11 protein-coding genes are annotated in these 20,062 nt (G+C 43.5%); 4 read left to right on the top strand and 7 right to left on the bottom strand.

What is annotated here, in order from left to right; translation table 11 throughout:
* The first annotated feature begins 111 nt into the window (after positions 1-111).
* A complete protein-coding gene (locus tag F7734_RS08150) occupies positions 112-417 on the top strand; it encodes a 30S ribosomal protein PSRP-3 (RefSeq protein ID WP_347566147.1) in 306 nt (101 codons plus the stop codon).
* 180 nt (positions 418-597) lie between these two features.
* Here the strand turns inward: F7734_RS08150 and atpC are convergent, their stop codons facing one another.
* The 3 genes from atpC to F7734_RS08135 all read right to left on the bottom strand — a co-directional run bounded on the left by atpC (position 598) and on the right by F7734_RS08135 (position 3,815).
* Positions 598-1,011 carry an ATP synthase F1 subunit epsilon gene (atpC, locus tag F7734_RS08145; protein WP_155744196.1) on the bottom strand — a complete coding sequence of 138 codons (414 nt, stop codon included), beginning with the start codon at positions 1,009-1,011 and terminating at the stop codon, positions 598-600.
* Between the two features lie 105 nt (positions 1,012-1,116).
* Positions 1,117-2,565, bottom strand: coding sequence for a F0F1 ATP synthase subunit beta (gene atpD / locus F7734_RS08140; protein WP_155744195.1), 1,449 nt, complete (start codon positions 2,563-2,565; stop codon positions 1,117-1,119).
* Positions 2,566-2,951: 386 nt separating this feature from the next.
* Positions 2,952-3,815, bottom strand: a complete 864-nt coding sequence (locus tag F7734_RS08135; RefSeq protein ID WP_155744194.1) for a DUF1194 domain-containing protein — start codon at positions 3,813-3,815, stop codon at positions 2,952-2,954.
* A gap of 772 nt (positions 3,816-4,587) precedes the next feature.
* Here F7734_RS08135 and F7734_RS08130 point away from each other — a divergent pair.
* The gene (locus F7734_RS08130) at positions 4,588-5,406 is read left to right on the top strand and encodes a SirB1 family protein (protein ID WP_155744193.1); all 819 of its coding nucleotides are present in this window, start codon (positions 4,588-4,590) and stop codon (positions 5,404-5,406) included.
* A gap of 141 nt (positions 5,407-5,547) precedes the next feature.
* Here F7734_RS08130 and F7734_RS08125 read toward each other — a convergent pair whose 3' ends face one another.
* Entirely contained in the window at positions 5,548-5,994 is a 447-nt protein-coding gene (locus F7734_RS08125) for an SRPBCC family protein (protein WP_166481788.1), read from the bottom strand.
* A gap of 164 nt (positions 5,995-6,158) precedes the next feature.
* On the opposite strand from F7734_RS08125, the gene F7734_RS08120 reads away from it, so the two are divergent.
* The gene (locus F7734_RS08120) at positions 6,159-7,796 is read left to right on the top strand and encodes a mechanosensitive ion channel (RefSeq protein ID WP_155744192.1); all 1,638 of its coding nucleotides are present in this window, start codon (positions 6,159-6,161) and stop codon (positions 7,794-7,796) included.
* A 565-nt stretch (positions 7,797-8,361) separates the two neighbouring features.
* Complete coding sequence (locus F7734_RS08115; RefSeq protein WP_155744191.1) at positions 8,362-8,949, top strand: fasciclin domain-containing protein; 588 nt, start codon at positions 8,362-8,364, stop codon at positions 8,947-8,949.
* A 504-nt stretch (positions 8,950-9,453) separates the two neighbouring features.
* Here the strand turns inward: F7734_RS08115 and F7734_RS08110 are convergent.
* From F7734_RS08110 to F7734_RS08100, 3 genes are all read right to left on the bottom strand, one after another.
* Positions 9,454-12,246 (bottom strand): CHAT domain-containing protein, encoded by a 2,793-nt coding sequence (locus F7734_RS08110; protein WP_155744190.1) that lies wholly within the window; start codon positions 12,244-12,246, stop codon positions 9,454-9,456.
* Between the two features lie 323 nt (positions 12,247-12,569).
* The gene (locus tag F7734_RS08105) at positions 12,570-18,071 is read right to left on the bottom strand and encodes a filamentous hemagglutinin N-terminal domain-containing protein (RefSeq protein ID WP_155744189.1); all 5,502 of its coding nucleotides are present in this window, start codon (positions 18,069-18,071) and stop codon (positions 12,570-12,572) included.
* A 41-nt stretch (positions 18,072-18,112) separates the two neighbouring features.
* Positions 18,113-19,945, bottom strand: coding sequence for a ShlB/FhaC/HecB family hemolysin secretion/activation protein (locus F7734_RS08100; protein ID WP_155744188.1), 1,833 nt, complete (start codon positions 19,943-19,945; stop codon positions 18,113-18,115).
* Positions 19,946-20,062: the final 117 nt, after the last annotated feature.

Below are 20,062 nucleotides of genomic sequence, written 5' to 3'. Positions count from 1 at the left end.
ACTTGACACTTGACACTTGACACTTGACCAATGATTATTTGGTAAGCAGGTAGATCTTGAGTTAGAATAAGCGATCGCAAAGTTAGTAAATTGCCGGGAGACTTACCGGAGGTGCCATTGTCCAAATTTCTTTTGAAAATACTGTGGTTAGACGAGAACGTTGCATTGGCAGTCGATCAAGTTGTAGGCAAAGGCACAAGCCCTTTGACTAAGTACTTTTTCTGGCCAAGAAATGATGCCTGGGAAGAACTCAAGAAGGAACTAGAGTCCAAACACTGGATTACTGAACTGGATCGAGTAGAACTACTTAATAAAGCCACAGAAGTGATTAACTATTGGCAAGAAGAAGGTAGAAATCGTCCGATGGCTGAAGCACAGGCGAAATTTCCTGAAGTTACTTTTACGGGTAGCGCCTGATTTCCATATTAAGACCCATACTTAGAGTGGACAAAGCCCATCATTCAACGTTGGTGGGCTTTGTCCACTCTATTGTATTTTTAGGAAGTTTTTGTGACTGGGGATGACAGAACGGGCGAGACGCCCGTCCCACATGAGCCAATTTGCTGCTTACATGAGCCAAAATGGCTTTTAGGTGAATTAAATCAATCCGCCTGCAGCTTGAAAACGAGCACGAGCGCGTTTGTAGGCTTGGGTTGCTTGGATTTGAGCTTGTCGATCGCCTTGAGGTACCTGATTCAAACGAGTTTCTGCTTCGCCATAAGCACTCCGGGCTTCCTCTAAATTAATAGAGTCACCACGTTCGGCAGCGTTTACCAGAATTGTCACTTCATCTTGCTCAACTTCCGCAAAACCACCCAACAGAGCAATAGCGATCCAGCCCTGATTGCGATCGGGACGTACTCTCATGACACCCGTATCTAAGGCGGTTAGAAGTGGTGCGTGTCCGCTAAGAATACCGAGTTGACCAGTGGTACTTGGCAAAACGACTTCTTCAGCCGCCGCATCCCACACTGTTTTATCTGGGGAAATTACACGAACAGTCAAAGTCATTCGTTTTTTGTCCTTTGTTTAGTTGTTAGTTGTTAGTTGTTAGTTGTTAGTTGTTAGTTGCTAAAACTACTAACTACTAACCACTAACCACTAACCACTAACTAATTACCCTTTCAGCTTTTCAGCTTTAGCGATCGCTTCTTCGATGTTACCGACCATGTAGAACGCTTGTTCTGGTAGGTCATCCAATTCGCCGGCGAGAATTCTCTGGAAACCTTTGATAGTTTCTTCGAGCTTCACGTACTTACCGGGAGAACCAGTGAAGACTTCTGCTACAAAGAAGGGCTGGGACAAGAAACGTTCTACTTTCCGCGCACGTGCTACGGTGAGACGGTCATCCTCAGACAATTCATCCAAACCAAGAATGGCGATGATGTCTTGAAGCTCCTTATAACGCTGGAGAGTAGACTGTACTGCACGAGCGGTGTTGTAGTGTTCGTCACTCACGATGCCCGGTTGCAACATGGTGGAAGTAGAACCCAGTGGATCTACTGCCGGATAAATTCCCTTAGCTGCCAAACCCCGTGACAGTACTGTTGTTCCATCCAAGTGCGCGAAGGTGGTAGCGGGTGCGGGGTCAGTTAAGTCGTCCGCAGGTACGTATACCGCTTGAATTGAGGTGATCGATCCTTCAGTAGTAGAGGTAATCCGCTCTTGCAAGTCACCTACGTCAGTACCCAATGTCGGCTGATATCCTACCGCAGAAGGCATACGTCCCAATAGAGCTGATACTTCCGAACCAGCTTGCACAAATCGGAAGATGTTGTCAATAAACAGCAGTACGTCCTGCTTGTTCACATCTCGGAAGTACTCTGCCATTGTGAGTGCTGACAGACCAACCCGCATTCTTGCTCCGGGTGGTTCGTTCATCTGACCGTAAACCAAGGCGATTTTTGATTCGCTGGGGTTATCTTTATTGATAACTCCGGATTCAATCATTTCGTTGTACAGGTCATTGCCCTCGCGGGTGCGCTCGCCCACACCGCCGAATACAGACACTCCACCGTGTTCTGTAGCAATGTTGTTAATCAATTCCATCATGATGACGGTCTTGCCTACACCTGCACCGCCAAAGAGTCCGATTTTACCACCGCGACGATAGGGGGTCAGCAGGTCAACAACTTTGATGCCTGTCTCAAACACAGATGGCTTGGTTTCCAAGTCAGTGAGTTTGGGTGCAGAGCGATGAATGGGGGACTTTTCTTCAGTGTTTACGGGTCCCTTGTTGTCTACAGGTTCGCCAAGGACGTTGAAAATTCGACCCAGCGTGGCTTTACCAACTGGCACGCTGATAGGAGCGCCAGTATCTACAACGTCCATTCCACGGACTAAGCCATCTGTGGAACTCATAGCAACAGTCCGTACCTGGTTGTCACCTAGCAGCTGCTGCACTTCGCAAGTAACAGAGATGTCTTGTCCGGCTTCGTTTTTGCCTGTAATGGTCAAAGCGTTGTAGATTGGTGGCATTTTACCGCCAGGGAATTTAACATCTACAACCGGACCAATGACCTGGGTAATGTAACCAATGTTTGTTTTTTCTGCAGTGGTGACCATGCTGAGCCTAATTAATTGAAGCTATATTCCAGATAAGGTCAAGAAAGACATAAGATATTCCAATGTCATCTTCAAGATTAGCACTGAACGAGTCCCTCTCTGCGGCTTAAATTTATCCTTAAAAATTTGGCTGTGTTGTCGAAAATAGGTTACTGGTGTGTCATCTATTGACATATGGCAAGTTTTATGTTAGAAACTCTGCTAACCTTTTGATTTAAGAAAGCTAGACGTTGACAGCCGACTTTTCTGCCAGCCTCTGGTTGTTTTTTAACCGCCGAGACGCAGAGTAAGCAGAGCTAAGAGGGACAGAGGTCTTAATTACCTGTAGTTTTGACATACCTTGACAGGGCTAGCAGTGCCTACCCTACTTGAAAATCAAAGATTTTTCAAGATTCTTTGTGTTTCTGGTTCCTTTTGAGGATTGAACCAGTGCTGACAGCACCTAATGCCAGCAAGCCCAGCATGGAAGAGGCTTCAGGGACGGTAGTAGGAGCTGCTTTGACAGGAGTAGGAGTTACGTTAACGGTAGTAGGAGTGACTTTAATTTCTGCTTTAATCTTCTTGTCAATAGCACTGTTGAACTCCTCAAATGTTGCTGCTTCAATCAAAAAAGCAGGGCTACCATCACCATTGATACCACCAAGAATTTCTTCTTGATAAAAAGTTCTCACCAAAGGATCGTTACCAACAATAATACCGTTGATAGCGTCAATGCCTTGAGCAAGGGCAATATCCCGGACAGTGGCTGTATCTTGTCCGTCGTTTTCTGCTCCATCACCAGATACATCTATAACTTGCCTCGTTCCTTCAAAATCATTATTAAAGAATTTTGGAGTTGCGAAAGCGATCGCAGAACCAGGAGCAGTTACGCTCAAAAATTGACGTGTTGTAGCATCAATAGCGTTAGCAAATTGTTGTGAAGCTGCTACGCTATCGATAAGAGTCCATCCTACAACTTCTTCCTGCTGCAGTGAGTTAGACCAGTAGATTATGTTAACAGCAATCTTACCTAATGGACCTTTAGATATAAAGTCGTTGAAAAGATTGGGATTTAAAAAAGTATTGACATAACCTTTTTTTTGCAGGTCAAATTCGTTATCATCAATACTGCTTGATACATCTACAAGTAAAGACAATTCTGTGTCTACTAGCGTGAGAGTCGCTGCTTGAGCGCTAGTTGAAATAGCTAAAGCTGACAAACAGCAAGATATTACTGTTAATGTTTGGCCAACAAAATTGTAACTTTTCATATTTAACCTGATTACTTCCAGAAAGCAGACTTGAATGAGCAAAAAATTGCATACTAAGATAGCGGCTAGTATGCAATGCAAATATTTGAGCAGAATTCTAAGAATCTTAGACGATGTTTGAAAAGTTATGATTGATGTATCAAATATTTATTACCCCACCCTAACCCTCCCCGATGTATTGGGGAGGGAACCGGATTTCTCTTATTTCCCCCCAATCCATCGGGGGGATTAAGGGGGGTAATAATGCAATAAAAATCACAGCTAACCACTTTTCAAACATCCTCTTAAATGATTTCGGAAAAAATTTAAGTATCTTTAACTAGGGTTTTCTCTGCCTTTTACTGTATACAGAGTAATGGAAAATTTGTTTGTATCCTATAGGATTTACTGAGATTTATATAATAATTACATTTCACCTAACAGAAAATAATGTATGAAAAATTCTCTAGATAAAGCTTTGACAACATTTTTGTAAAAATTTATGATATAAAACTTTGTAAAAAAAACTTTTTTCTTTAAATAAAATTTATTTAAAGACATGGCATTTCACGCACAAATACTCAGAACGTGTATCATTACTAGACAAGTATGGCGCTCTTTTCATCAGACGGTTACACTTAGGCGTCTAATTTTAAGAGCAATGCCCTGCCTCGGCTATACAATGGATTATGGAAAGAAAAAATAGCAGATTATTTCTTTCCATAACCCATGACCAATGCTCAATGCCCTATTTTCAAGACAGTTTGTTGTTTTGCAATCTAACATCCAGCTTATGAACATCTCGTCAGCGCGACAGTATTTTTACAAAGAAGTTCAGCAGCCTGATGAGTACATCGACTTAGCCAGGGCAGCTTTGTACATTGCACAAGAAGAGTACCCCTACCTTGACCTTGAAGAATACCTCAATGCTTTGGAGACAATGGCATTGGAGTTGCAAGAACGCCTACCCCAAGAACGCTATCCTCTAAAAATTATTCAAACGATTAACCAGTATCTCTACGATGACCTGGGATTTGCTGGTAACAAAGAGAACTACTACGATCCCCGTAACAGCTTTTTAAATGACGTGATTGACCGGAGATTGGGCATTCCCATTTCTTTGGCCCTCGTTTACTTGGAATTGGCGAGAAGAATTGATTTTCCTATGGAAGGAGTGGGAATGCCCGGTCATTTTCTGATTCGACCTAGCATTCCAGAGATGGAAATTTTTGTTGACGTGTTTAATGGTGGTGACGTCATGTTTCCTGAAGATTGTCGGGAACTGCTCAGCCAGATGTATCAACAGCAGGTAGAGCTACAACCAGAATTTTTTCCAATTGTCAACAAGCGGCAATTCTTGGAACGGATGCTAAAAAATTTGAAATATATTTACCTCAATCAACAAAATCTGGAAAAGTCTTTGGCATCTGTTGAACGGATTTTGATGCTTTTTCCCGACCAAGCACAGGAATTACGCGATCGCGGTCTTTTGTGTTATGAACTCGGTCAGTTTTCTCAAGCAGCAAGGGACTTGGAGACTTACTTGATACAAAGCCCCAATGCCAGAGATGCTCATATTATCAGGCACATACTGTCTCAGTTGGGGAGATAGTGGATAGTGGATAGTGGATAGTGGATAGTAGTTAGTGGATAGTTGTATCTAACCACCAACTACTAACGACTAACAACCAACCCCCAACCCCAACCCCCAACCACCAACCACTAACAACTAACAACTAACAACTAACAACTATCAACTATCAACTAACCCCTCCGCAACACGTTTCAAACGACGGAGTTGAGCTTCCATATCACTTTTTGTCCAATTTTCAGCAAAGGCTTTAAAGCCCCAACTGACTATAGGGTTGGGGATATTAAATTCAAACCTGTTCAGCAGTTGCGTTCCCTTGTCTACTGGGCGGCATTCCCAGCGATCGCGTCCTTCAAAAAAACCTTGGAATTCCCAGACAACTAAACCGGGTTGCCTCTCCACAACAGTACTGTGTAACGTGGGTTTGAGAATTGGTGTTTGAATAACGAACAAGCTTTTGCCACCAATTTCAGTATTCCATTGACCTAAAGGTTCACAGCGTAAAGCAGGGTTGAGCCAGCGATGCATTAAAGTCAGGTCTGTAATGCATCGCTCCACTACTGTGGCTGTCGCATTAATTTGAATCGTTTGTTCAAAAATTTGAGACACAGTTAAAAATTTCTCTTTATATCAACTCATTTGTATGATTTTACTGGTAATCTACTGGCAAAACACTGTTAAGCATCAGGGTGTAGGGTTGTCTTAACAATCCATACTGCAGATGCATCTCAAGTGTTTTTTGTGATAAAACTTAACCTTTATTTCAAAAAACCATGAACGCAACTTGGCAAAGTATATCCCAGGTGATAGATGTTGGTTTTTCGATGAGGGTCTACCCGTTGGTTGCTCAATCTCCAACTTTGCCATCCGAACAAGTTGAAGGATTTGATTACCTACAGGCGACTCTGCAACAAATCATCCAGTTTCTGCCTCGGTTAGTCGGGGCGGCGTTGATTTTGTTGGTGGGTTGGTTGATTGCTGCAGTCGCTAAATCTGTAACCCGTTCCCTCCTCAACCGCACGAACATAGACAATCGCATTGCTTCAGGCGTCACGGGAGTGGAATCTCCACAGGTTGAGGAAATTATCGCCAACTTAGTCTTTTGGGCTATCCTCCTGATAACGGTTGTTGCGGTTCTAGATACCCTAGAACTGAGGGTTGCTTCTCAACCTCTCAATACTTTTCTCAATCAAGTTGGGGACTTTTTACCCAGGTTTGTTGGTGCAGCCGTTATCCTTGCAGTTGCTTGGTTAGTGGCTACCCTGGCAAAGTTGATAACAGTAAGGGGGCTACAAACATTGCGGGTGGATGAACGGTTAAATCCACCACAAGATAGTGCTCCCAGTCTCAATCAGATATCATTAAGTGAGACAATTGGCAATGCTTTGTACTGGTTTGTCCTTTTGGTGTTTCTCATCCCCGTGCTCGATAGCTTGGGGTTGAACCAGGCATTGTTACCAGTGCAAACTCTAGTCACGCAAATTATTTCAATCCTTCCCAACATCTTAGGTGCAACGCTGATTGCCACTATTGGCTGGTTTGTGGCTAATATTGTCAGACGGATTGTCACCAATCTGTTGATGACGACAGGGATTGACCATTTGGGAAGTCGGTTTGGATTGACTGCATCTGCAGGAACACAATCGCTATCAACAATTATTGGTACGATTGTCTACGTATTAATTTTGATTCCTGTTGCGATCGCTGCACTGAATCAGTTGCAAATCCAAGCGATTTCTGTACCTGCGATCGCAATGCTGCAACAGATTCTTAACACTCTGCCATCAATCTTTACAGCAATAGCAATTTTGCTGATTGCTTACTTTTTTGGCAGGTTTGTGTCAGAGTTAGTTACCAGTATCCTCACGAGTATAGGTTTTAACAATATTTTCTCCGTTTTAGGTCTGCCATCACCTACCAAACGAGTTGTGATTCCAGAAGAACCTACAGCCTCTGCGATCCCAAACCGTACTCCTTCACAATTTGTTGGCATTGTCGTCTTAGTTGGCATTATGCTGTTTGCGACTGTTGCAGCAGTGAATATCCTAAATATTCCCGCACTGACAACACTCGTGACAGGAATTGTGATTATTTTGGGGAGGATTTTAGCTGGTTTGGTGGTATTTGCTGTTGGGTTGTATTTGGCAAATTTGGCTTTTAGCATTATTGCGAGTTCAGGCGATCGCCAAGCACGAGTTTTGGGTCAGGTTGCAAGGATAGCCATTATTGCCCTAGTATCTGCAATGGCACTGCAGCAAATTGGCGTTGCGAGCGATATTGTGAATTTAGCTTTTGGACTTTTGTTAGGAGCGATCGCAGTTGCAATTGCCCTAGCATTTGGTTTAGGCGGTCGAGATATTGCCCGAAATCAAGTTCAAGAATGGCTAGACTCTTTCAAAAACAAGAGTTAAGACAAGGGATTGAAGGGGTGAGATCCCCCTACCTCGTTCCCAGGCTCCGCCTGGGAATGCCTTCATGGAGGCTCCGCCTCCTAATATCATTAAAATTCCGAGGCGTGAAGCCCCATTACTTTAGTACGGGGTGCTGACAAGACGGAGCCTGCTGTGCTGCATTCTGTGGTAGAACCACCGGAACGAGAGAATCAGCCGAGGGTTATCATTTTCCTCCATTGTTTTAATTCATAAACCATCTCTTATTGTTACAAAGTATGGTATGTAAATGAAGTAGTCGTGGTATAATCTTTGCTGTCTAAGGTCGAGAAGTTCAACTTTCGTCTTGAATAAGGTGTAAGGAAACGTTTGCCAAAATGCAAACAGAACATGGGAAATCAGAGAAGAGTAAGCTGTAGTTAATTTTAATTCAAACTTGAGTAAGGAGTAGTGAACTGGAGCAATCCAATTTACCGACTCCACTATTAACTGTGCGAATAGTATCAAGCCTTTATCAATGCGTCAATTGAATTTTGGCTAAAGACCGGGAATGCATCAAAGAGTTCATAAGGAACTTACACAATTTATGCTTATTCAAAAGAAGAACACCCAGAATACCAAAAAGTTGTTTAAAAGGTTGGCTTTGATTGTAGGAATTGCTGGTGTCACTACCTTCATCAGTTTTCCCGTGTTAGCCAAATTTTATCCTCCCTTGGCACTTTTTCAACCTTCTGCTTATCGCAGCTATCCCTCCTATCGGAACTCAGAAAAGAACATTGCTGATACCCTTGCAGAGGATAGCAAATTTACCAATTTTGTTTATGAATTGAAACAAGCAGGTCTTTTGGATGAGTTGAAGCAAGAGGGTCCTTTCACAATTTTTGCTCCGTCTGACGAAGCCTTTAATGCTTTATCCAAAGATGTCTATCAACGATACAACCAACCAGAAAATCGGCTCAAAGTGCTGAAATATCATTTGGTTTCACGTCTCATTACTGAGAAAAACTTAAATGGTGCTGAAATCCGCACTGCTGAAGGTAAGAGTGTCAAAGTTACTGTTGGTTCTGATGGTATTGTCAAGCTGAATAATGCTGTTGGTAAGCCGCCCTCAATCCAAACAAAGAATGGTGTGATCGTTGAAATCGATCGGCTGCTGTTACCTCCTGAGTTCTAGTATTTAACCAGATTGATTTTGAGGGACTGCAAAATACCCGACTTCTTACAAGGATAACGTTGCTGAATGATGGGTCATACCCCCCACCTCGTTCCCAGGCTCAGCCTGGGAATGCTTCAAGGGAGGCTCTGCCTCCAGTTCTATACTTTGCACAGTCATAACTTGAGCTAAACCCTTATTCATTTTGGATTTTAGATTTTAGATTTTAGATTTTGGATTGGGTATTGTGACCCAAGAAAAAGCGCTATTTTTCATAACCATACCCCTATTCACCTTGGGATGGATGGCTTCTACAAACACCGCTAAAGGACGCGAAGTCCGCTAAGGAAGACAAGGAGAGCATATGACCCACAAGCATGGGCTTCTGAGTGCTCTGCATTTTAACTTATCCTTGCCGTTTGGGAGGCGGAGCCTCGCTTGAAGGCATTCCCAGGCTGAGCCTGGGAACGAGAACTGTCCGAAGGCATTCCCAGGCTGAGCCTGGGAACGAGAACTGTCCGATTCCTACTGCCAATTTCCTACTAGAATGAAAGGTGACCAGTAATGTGGATGTCTGTACTGCTTGTATTTCTCAATAATGTTAAGTTGAGATCTCCTGAGTGCTTCCGCTTTATTTTGGTTTGTCTTTTTTGCTTCTTCTAGCTGAGTGTAGAATTCACTCATGATTGTAGCGGTCGTTTCATCTACGACTGACCATAATGTTGCTAGCGTACTGCGAGCACCAGCCCGCACTGCTACTCCAGCGAGTCCCAAGGTAGCCCGCTTATCTCCACTTGCTGTCTTACAAGCACTGAGAACTAGCAACTCAATAGGTCTATTCTGATACAAAGCAGTGTTTTGCAATAACTGACCCAACTGATTCACGTTGATACGACTGTCCCAAGAAAGGATAAAAGTTTTTTCAGGGCTGGAGCTAAACTCACCATGAGTTGCTAGGTGAACTATGGGAGGAACGCGAGACGCAAGAATCTGTTTTTTGAGTTGGGTACTTGTAAATTCTTCGTTGAGAACTAAATGTTGTGAGATTCCAAGCTTTTTAATTTGTTGCAATTCATTTTCTACATTACTCAATGCTTTAAAATCTTTATGTGGTTCAAACTGGTTGCGAATTTTACTGAGTCCTGCGGTAAAAGCTTTTAACTCAACCTTTGAGATAGGTTTTGGATCGACTAGCTGCAAACCGGGTGTGACAGCGATCGCATACTTTTGTATGAGATATTTCTGACCATCAAACAGAACAGACATGGGAATATTTCTCAAATCTCCATCTAACACGAATGCTAGAGTTGTGACTTGACTGTTGCTTAACTCTGACTCAATTGGTTTAATCAACCAATTGTACAATTTATTGTAATAGTTGCGGGCAGTTTCTTCCACGCTAACGGGGTCTATCAAAGAACGTTGCACTTCGTCTAGGGTTTTCTTAAATTCTTCTGGATCTAATGATGTTGTATGAAAAATTAAATCTTTCTGTTGGGGTAGGCTCAGAATAACCGTTATTTTGTTTTGGGAAACGATTGTGTAGATAATTCCTGCTTTTTTATCTAGGTTATCAATTTGTTTGGATTTTTCCTCTACACAAGCTTCTTTAAAAAAGTTATTGAGTTCAGCTAATTGAAGAGACTCTATCACTTTACGGGCTTGAACTATCAATTTTTGGCTTTCTTCACTCTTTCCTGCTGCTTTTAAGGTATTAGCATATTCCATGTCTAAATCGACTAACTCTCGGTAGATGGGTTCAACACTTTTTTGAAAAGAAAATTGAACTTCTGGGTTAATTGTGACTAAATCCTTGCGTAATAACTGAAGAGCATCATAAGCGCTGGTGTAAGATGCGATCGCTTCTGGAATATCTCCTTGAGCTTGACGTATTTTTCCCAACTGTCGGAAATGCTGGTAAGCTATATCTGGTGCATTAAAAGTTGAATCAAGACTCAAAGCTTGTCTTGTCAATTTTTCTGCTTGGGGTAAATTTTGCATAGTTTTATAAGTATACAATCTCCCCTGATTTCCCAAAGCATAAGCCTCAGCTCTTTTGTCTCCCAAACGCTCCGCTTGTTCGACTGCTCTAGCTAAAACTCTATCCACATCGTTTAAAGTTGGTAGTTGGGAATGAGTTTTAAGCTGGAAGTTACTTTCTTCAGCGAGTTCGAGAAAGTTATAGGCAAAATTGATTTGGAGATACACTCCCATGCGACTTGGGGATAGGTTATTAAGTTGAGGATTGAGCGATCGCCATAGTTCTTCTGCTTCATTCCATCTCTCCATTTTCATCAATAAATTGAGTTGATTCAGTTCTGCTTGCTGTCGTGTAGCTGGTAGTGGGGACAAACTAACTGCCTTTTTATAAGAGTTTAAAGCTTTTAGTTCGTAAGACTGTATTTCCCCACGAGCCTTTTTGACTTTAGCCAAATCTCGTTCCGTATTTCCTAAACTTAGATATGTCGCCGCTTGCTCTTGAGGAGAATTCAATTTTTCAGCTAAGTTTTTACTAGTTTCTAAAATGATTTCAGATTGCTCCAATTGACCTTCCAATCCCCTCAATTCACCAAAGCTTCTCAATGCTACAACTATAGGTAAAGTAGGAGCTTCAGTTTTGGCGATTTTCTCCAGTTTTTTTTGCAATTCCTCCAAAGAAATTTGACTGAGCTTTTCACAGTTTTGCACATCAATAACTTTGTTTAAAACTTGTAACAAGGTATTGCAAGCACGAGAATAAAGACCCAAATCTTGCATAGCTTGAGCTTGATTGATTGTGCTTCTGGCTAACTTCTCAGGCTCACCTATTTGGCTGTATATCTTAGTAGAATCCTGCCAACTTTTGAGAGCATTTTCTGACTGTCCTAACTCCCTTTGTAAATAGCCTTGAATATTTAAAGTTTGAGCTTGAATGTTTAATTTATCTTTTCCTTGTTGAGTTTGCAAAAGTTTTAAGCTTTCTTCAATAGCTTTGGTTGCTTTATCCCACTCTCCTATTTGTTGATAAGTCAAAGAGAGATTGCTCAACGCCATTGCTTGATTTAATCCATCACCTTTAGCCGCAAAAACATCTGCTGCTTTTTCCCACACAACTGCCGCTTTTTGGAACTGTCCGGAGCGGTATAATTGGGTTGCCTCACTCACTAATCCTGCATCTTGTTGAGATTGAACAATAGGAGTTGGTAAAGAAACCTTAGCGACAACAGGTGAGATAGATGAGAGAGTAAATAATAAAGCTGCGAGAAAAAGAGAACGTTTTCTGTAGATCTTTTTAAAGAAATTTTGCAATTTCCAGAATATAGTCTGTCGATATGTCATGGTTGGTTTCCCCTGTCAATATGAGTTCGCATAATTACCCCCCTTAATCCCCCCTTGTAAAGGGGGGAAACTAGTTGGCTGTGATTTTAATCGCATAACTACCCCCTTAATCCCCCCTTGTAAAGGGGGGAAACAAGAGGAATCTCGTTCCCTCCCCTTTCCAAGGGGAGGGTTAGGGTGGGGTAAAAAATATTCAATACATCAATCATGACATTTCAAACATCCTCTAATACTCGATTCCTTTCCTCTTTCTTCGCGCTCTTCGCGTCTTTGCGGTTCATTTAAATTAATCTTCCAATGGGAAAAAAATATGTAAAAGATACTTAACGCACAGCACAACTAGTAGGAGTGAGAGTTCGTAAGGGACGTTGTGCGCCGATGTTAGCCGGATCGTAAGCAGTCAGCACAACTTCACCTTTTTCGTTAAATACCCATCCTTGTGCGGGAACAAACCGTTTGGGATTTGGAGCCGATGATAAAACTTGACTTGTACTTGCAGAATCACCAGCACTCGTCACAGGCGCAACTAAATCAACTTGTACGTTGTTGCTGTTGACAGTTTGAACCGGACTAGTCGGTAAACCACCACGCCCAGTGACAATAAACTGACTAGCTACACCGCGCTGACATGGATTTTGGGCAATTTCTTTTGAGGAATCCGTGACTTCTTCAGGTAACTCCACCAATCCGCGATTGGGATCGATTTCGGTATTGAGCCGCACCGAACCTTCTTGCTGCGGCTGTTGTTGGGAAATAGCAGTGATATCACTCGTCGGGACGTTATTTGGATTGAGGTTAGGATCGAGTCGCTGAAGTTGTTGTCGGCTGAGTGGGGCGATTCCCAGCAATGCACCTCTAATGGTAATATTCCCACCCCTACCCTCAAAAGCATTAGCTGTGATGTCGCTATTTTCTTGGGGAAAGGCAATGATGACGCCATCAGGAATATTGATAGTGATGTTACCGCCGTCACCCCTGCCTTGTGCTCTGCCTGCAGTGGCAGAAATTGTACTTCCACGACGTAAGATGAGTAAGTCTTGCAAATTTAGCTCGATATCACCACCCCGAGCACTTTGGGTTTCTGCAGTAATCTTGGCATTGTCCAATCTGAGAATTCCTGCCCCAATTTTAATGCTGCCACCGTTGCCGCTACCTTCACTATTCACAGATATTGTCGCACCATCGCGAAGAATTAACTCCTTGGGGTCAATGTCAATGCTACCACCATCGCCTTGGGAGTTGGTGCTTGAGAAGAATCCACTGTCACTGCCAGAAACGAGGATGCGATCGCTCACCCTAAAGATAATATTACCTGCTTTGCCACTGCCACTTGTGGAAGTAGTGACCTGTCCACCATTGGTTGCTTCAAAGGTCTTGGCATTAATTATAACGCTACCTGCATCTCCTTTACCTGTAGGACGACCTGCTTCTGCTTGACTAACTGAGGTTTGCAGTTGAGCACCATTACTGAGATATAAAGAATTGGCTGTAATGTCAATCACACCTCCTTTGCCATCACCCCCTGCTTCTATATTGCTGAAAATGTCGCTATTTGAAAGAATGACAGTGCCATTCTCAGCTTGCACAGTGACGTTTCCTGCATTACCCTTTCCAGAAGTGCTAGCAATGATGCGACTGCCATCACTCATATTGAGCGAACCCTTGTCAACAGTGATACTGACATTACCGCCCTTGCCCTCACCCCCTGGTTGTATACGACTAATGATTCTAGTATCACTACCAGTAAGAGAGACATCATTCTTAGTCCGCAAATTGACATTTCCCCCTTCCCCTCGTCCTGCAGGACGACCATCTTCTGCTTCTCGAATCAAGGTTTGCAGTTGAGTTCCACTACTGAGAGACAAAGACTGAGCTGTAATGTCAATTACGCCTCCCTTGCCATCACCGCCTGCTTCTATATTGCTAAATATGTCGCCATTTGAAAGAACGATATTGCCATTCTCAGCTCGCACAGTGATGTTTCCTGCATCTCCCTTACCAGCAGTGCTAGCAATGATTCGAGCACCGTCATTCATATTAAATGAACCCTTGTCAACAGCGATACTAATGTTACCACCCTTGCCCTCACCCCCAGTTCCTAAACTACTGAAGATTCTAGTGTCACTACCAGTGAGCGAGATTCCTTCCTCAGCCCGCAAATTGACGATTCCAGCTTCCCCTCGTCCTGCAGGACGACTATTAGATGCTGCTCGAATCAAGGTTTGCAGTTGAGTCCCACTACTGAGAGACAAAGACTGAGATGTAATGTCAATCACACCTCCTTTGCCATCACCGCCTGCTTCTATATTGCTGAAGATGTCGCCATTTGAAAGAACGACAGTGCCATTCTTAGCTTGCACAGTGACGTTTCCTGCATCACCCTTGCCAGCAGTGCTAGCAATAATTCGAGCACCGTCATTCATATTAAATGAACCCTTGTCAACGGTGATACTGACATTACCGCCTTTGCCTTCACCTCCAGGTTCTAGACTGCTAAAGATTCTAGTGTTACTCCCAGTGAGAAAAACTGAACCATTCTCAGCTCGCACAGTGACGTTTCCAGTGTTGCCCTTGCCAAAAGTACTGACATTAATTTGAGCACCGTTGCTCATAGTGAGAGATCCCTTGTTAACAGTGATACTGACGTTACCACCCTTTCCCTCACTCCCTGCTTGTAGACGACTAAAGATAGCACTGCCACTACCAGTAAGGGAGACATTGTCTTCAACTCGCACAATAACGTCTCCAGCTTCCCCTCGTCCTGCAGGAAGACCATCGTCTGCTTGACGTACTAAGGTTTGCAGTTGAGCACCACCGTTGAGAGACAGGGACTTAGCTGTAATGTCAATCACACCTCCTTTGCCATCTCCCCCTGCTTCTATATTGCTGAAGATGTAGCCACTTGAAAGAGCGACAGTGCTATTTTCAGCTCGCACAGTGACGTTTCCTGCATTACCCTTTCCAGAAGTGCTAGCAATGATGCGACTGCCGTCACTCATATTGAGCGAACCCTTGTTAACGGTGATACTGACATTACCGCCCTTGCCCTCACTCCCACGTTCTAGACTGCTAAAGATTCTAGTGTCACTACCAGTAAGAGAGACATCATTCTCAGCCCGCAAATTGACATTTCCCCCTTCCCCTCGTCCTGCAGGAAGACCATCATCTGCTTCTCGAACCAAAGTTTGCAGTTGAGTCCCACTACTGAGAGACAAAGAATTGGCTGTAATGTCAATCACACCTCCTTTGCCATCTCCCCCTGCTTCTATATTGCTGAAGATGTAGCTATTTGAAAGAGCGACAGTCCCATTCTCAGCCCGCACAGTGACGTTTCCCGCATCTCCCTTTCCAGAAGTGCTAGCAATGATGCGACTGCCGTCACTCATATTGAGTGAACCCTTGTCAACAGTTATACTAACATTACCGCCCTTGCCCTCACCCCCTGGTTGTAGACGACTAACGATTCTAGTATCACTACCAGTAAGAGAGACATCATTCTCAACCCGCAAATTGATATTTCCCCCTTCCCCTCGTCCTGCAGAAAGACCATCTTCTGCTGCTCGAATCAAGGTTTGCAGTTGAGTCCCACTACTGAGAGACAAGGACTTAGCTGTAATGTCAATTACGCCTCCTTTGCCATCACCGCCTGCTTCTATATTGCTAAATATGTCGCCATTTGAAAGAACGACATTGCCATTCTTAGCTTGCACAGTGACGTTTCCTGCATCACCCTTGCCAGCAGTACTAGCATCAATTCGAGCACCGTCATTCATATTAAATGAACCCTTGTCAACAGTGATACTAACGTTACCGCCTTTACCTTCACCTCCAGTTCCTATATCACTGAAGATTCTAGTGCCACTACCAGTGAGCGAGATTCCTTCCTCAGCCCGCAAATTGACATTTCCCCCTTCCCCTCGTCCTGCAGGAAGACCATCTTCTGCTGCTCGAATCAAGGTTTGCAGTTGAGTCCCACTACTGAGAGACAAGGATTTCGCTGTAATGTCAATCACACCTCCTTTGCCATCACCGCCTGCTTCTATATTGCTAAATATGTCGCCATTTGAAAGAACGACATTGCCATTCTTAGCTTGCACAGTGACGTTTCCTGCATCACCCTTGCCAGCAGTACTAGCATCAATTCGAGCACCGTCATTCATATTAAATGAACCCTTGTCAACAGTGATACTAACGTTACCGCCTTTACCTTCACCTCCAGTTCCTATATCACTGAAGATTCTAGTGCCACTACCAGTGAGCGAGATTCCTTCCTCAGCACGCAAATTAGCGCTTCCAGCTTCCCCTCGTCCTGCAGAAAGACCATCTTCTGCTGCTCGAATCAAGGTTTGTAGTTGAGTCCCACTACTGAGAGACAAGGATTTCGCTGTAATGTCAATCACGCCTCCTTTGCCATCACCGCCTGCTTCTATATTGCTGAAGATGTCGCCATTTGAAAGAGCGACAGTGCCATTCTCTGCACGCAAGTTGACGTTTCCGGCATTGCCCTTTCCATAAACGCTAGCAACAATGCTACTGCCATCACGCATACTGAGCGAACCTTTGTCAACAGTGATACTGATGTTACCACCCTTGCCCTCACTTCCAGTCTCTAGACTGCTAAAGATAGCAGTGCCACTACCAGTGAGAGAGACACTGTTTTCAGCTCGTAAGTTGACGTTACCAGCATTTCCTTTGGCAAAAGTGCTAGCACTTAGTTCAGCGCCACCAGTCATTGAGAACGAACTTGCTTTAATATTAATGTTGCCACCGTTACCACTAATAATATTGCCACTGTAGTTGGGAGCATTGATAACATCATTGTTAATCCTACCGTCATCTGATATTTCTATTGCTCCTGTTGCATTGAGCGTCACATCTCCTGCTTGAGCACCAGTAGGTACCGTAGGTGACAAACTTATCCCACCTTGTACTAAACTGTCGTCACTTATCTCTATATCTTTGGCATTGATGGCGATATTTCCACCACCGCTACCACGTACAATGACTTCACCGTAATTCCTCAGACGTACATTGGCTCGCACTACATTATCGGGAAAATTTAACTGTAAAGTATTACCGTCTAGCCCGATTTCACCCGTTCCTCTGACTCCTCCCAACTCAATGCGACCACCCCTAGCAACTAGTCTGCCATAATCTACAAGTATATCGCCACCTACGAGTGCGATAGATTTTCCATCTAGAACTTCCAGACCAGTATAATTGCCGTTGATATCCTGAGAGTACGATTCAACAGTTATATTGACTGGATTTGCCGTATTGACTGGATTGTCTCGAAAACGCAAACCTGTGGGAATGTTAACGGTTAACAATTGCGGTGGTGCTAGTTTGCTAGTGGCGCTAAACTCAAACTGGTTGCCAAATAACAAACTGTTTGCCGTACTTGCCAAAAACGAACCGCCTACATCTAATTTGGCATTCGGTCCAAACAAAATACCATTGGGATTGATGAAGAATAAATTAGCACTGTTGAGCACGCCGAGTGTCCCTTGAATATTTGATGGGTTTCCCCCTGTAACTCGACTGAAAATATTTTGAATGTTACTCTGCGGATTAAAGTAAACTCTCCCATTGGAATTAACATCAAATTTCTCAAAACTGTGAAACAGACTTGTCCCGCGAGTGGCACCGCCGTCAATACGATCGCCTGGACTACCTTTCACTTCAACATTCTGATTGACAACAGAACTTTCACTCCCTAGGCTGTTGTCGGGAATTACTTGTTGTGCGTTGGCAATAGTGACAGGTACAAGACTTGCAATAGAGCACAGGGGGAAAAAGAAAAAGAGTGGCTTAAATAGTTTCATGGTAGATGCCTAATAATAGGTTTTTTTAACCAAAAGAATTCTTAAAACGGGCTGTAATTGACCGAAAAATAAAAACCTTTCTCTTGTAGAGTCCTATCTCTCGACTCAGTGTTAATCAACGGAATACCATAGTCAACGCGAGCATTCAATTTGTCGCCCATTTGCCATTGCAAACCCAAACCAATACCAAGTAAGGTATTGCGATCTGGATCTGGATTGCGATCGCCTGAGCTATTCCAGCCAACGCCAAAATCTACAAACGGCACTGCTTGCAAAATACCTTGGATATTTTGTACTCTTAAAACAGGTAACCTAACCTCCGCAGATGCAAAAAAGCCATTATCGACCAAAAGTTGGTCTTGTCGATAACCTCGGACACTTTGCAAACCTCCTATGCCAATTTGTTCTAAAGGCACCAAGGCTTTTGTTGCTAACTGTAGGTCAGAGCGCAATACCAGTAAGGTGTCTCGTGCCAAAAGCCTGACATACTGTCCTTGTCCCCGCCAAGAGAAAAACCGACTGTCGGGAGGATCGTTGTTGATGGTAGCATTAAACCACCCGACTCCCAGACTAAGCTGAGAGCGCAATGCAAAGACTTGTTGCGTGCTCCGCTGTGTGTATTCCTGAACAAACCGTAAAGCTGTTATACGAGTTTCTCCATTCCTGTCAGCTCCTTGTGAAAGTCGAAAGCCTTCTCCTTCAACTTCTGTCTGACTTTGCTGGCGCACTATATTAAAACCTAATGCCAATTCTCGGTTGGGAGTTTGGATAATCGGCTGGCGGAAACCCACGTCTATGTAAAAAGAATCACCCGTAATGTCTGCTTTGTCAAAAGGTGGTTCTACAATCGAAGTGTCTGTAAATCCACCAGCCAAAATAATAGCTCCATTCCGGGGATTTATCGGTACCGTGTAATTGAGGTCTAAAGAATTACTCCCATCAGTGTTGGTATATATTGCACCAAAGCGATCGCCAAAACCAAAGACATTGCCTTCACTGATACGGATACCCCGTCGGAAACTACCTACACTAGGAACACGCCCATTGTCAACAAATAACTCTGTCCGGAAGGAGTCTGCTTCTACAACCTTGACTTCCAGTACACTTTGCTCCAAACGAGATCCAGGTGACAGTTCAGCAGAAAGATTTTCAATCAAGGGATTTAGTTGCAAGAGTTGCAGGGCTTTTAGCAGGCGGTTGCGATTCAAAGGTTGAGAGGTACCAAGTTTCAATCGACTGCGTATATAGTTAGGATTTAACCGTCGCGTCCCGGAGATTTTTATTTCCTCCACGCCGCCTTCAACAATCTGAACTTTAACCACCGCTCCTTCTAATGACAGGGTTTGCCCTGCAGGGATAAAAGCACCAGAATTAATGTATCCTTTCTCAATGTAAAGCTTTGCGATCGCAGCTTCTACTTCCAGCAGTTTGGAAAAGGCGATGGGTTTGTTGAGAAATTCGGCTGTAATTTTGCTTAATTCTTTATCGCTAAATGCCGTGTTCCCTTCAAACTCAAACCTAATAACTTTGATACTTCCGGGAAGATCGGGACGTACTTCTGACGGGGAAGGTGTTGTGGGAGCGATATCAAGTGGAGTTTCTGGTGATGGTACTGGAGCGGGAATTGGCTGTGGTGGTGGTACTGGAGTAATGGGATTCGGAACCTGAGATAGAATAGTAGGTGGTACGGTACTGCTATATGCAGGTTCTGAAGTGTCAAATTGAGGAGGAGGTAAGGTTTCAGTTTTTTTGAGACGTTCAATTGGCAAGCTCTCAGCCGAGGCTTTACAAGCATAAGAGGTAATTAGCACTTTGAAAATCAATCCAGTGACAAGATCGAGTTTCAACCAACTGAGTACTTTGCCCCGACTCATGGTAGTATGCACTCCTCAGTCAAATTGTTTAAAGTAAAGACCGATTGCCGTATTATACCGAGTTAAATATAATAAATCTATCCTAAGAAATATCTATCACATCTTCTTATACATATA

This window comes from Scytonema sp. UIC 10036 (genome assembly GCF_009725235.1).
The sequence above is the reverse complement of the archived record's forward strand: the minus strand, read 5'-3'. Positions and strand labels throughout refer to the sequence as shown.